1 protein-coding gene is annotated in these 540 nt (G+C 39.3%); it reads right to left on the bottom strand.

Annotated features, from left to right (window positions below):
* Positions 1–474 (bottom strand): gag-polypeptide of LTR copia-type domain-containing protein (locus tag DC366_RS19540; RefSeq protein WP_133176265.1); only part of this gene is annotated, 474 nt, incomplete at its 3' end.
* Positions 475–540 lie beyond the last annotated feature (66 nt).

Genomic DNA, 540 nt, shown 5'->3' with positions numbered 1-540 from the left:
ATCCCATGACCTACGAGGACCATTCAAGGTGGTCATCACTATTTCTCCATTCTCTAGATCTTCTTCAATGGCTTCAAGTTGTTCTTTTATCCGAGAGACCCTTGTAAAGTAGGACTGCATGGTCTCTTCATTTTGTATCTTGACATTCTTCAATTGATTCCTCAAAGTCATCTTCCGATTTATGTTCTTCCCTTCAAACAGCTTGGTCAAGGAATCAAACATCTCCTTGGGTGTCTTTAGAGAAGACACATGTGGTATGAGATGGTATTTGATAGAATTAGCAATGATTCTCTTTGCCTTGACCAAGTTATTCTTATGCAATACCTTGGCCTCTTCATCCTCTCGGATAGGGATGTCTTCTTTCACATATGATTCCAACTCATTCTCTTCCACGATTAACCCAATCCTATACTTCCAAGCTCGGAAGTTATCATCCCCTTCAAGCTTATCCTCAAGCTTGGTGTCGTGAGACATCTTAAAGAGTACTTCAAATGGAAATAGAAAATATTTAGGTCTTACCACTTGATTGCAAAAATCTAG

The sequence above is a fragment of the Pelagivirga sediminicola genome (assembly GCF_003072125.1).
GTDB lineage: Bacteria > Pseudomonadota > Alphaproteobacteria > Rhodobacterales > Rhodobacteraceae > Roseovarius > Roseovarius sediminicola.
This window is presented reverse-complemented; position numbering and strand designations above follow the sequence as displayed.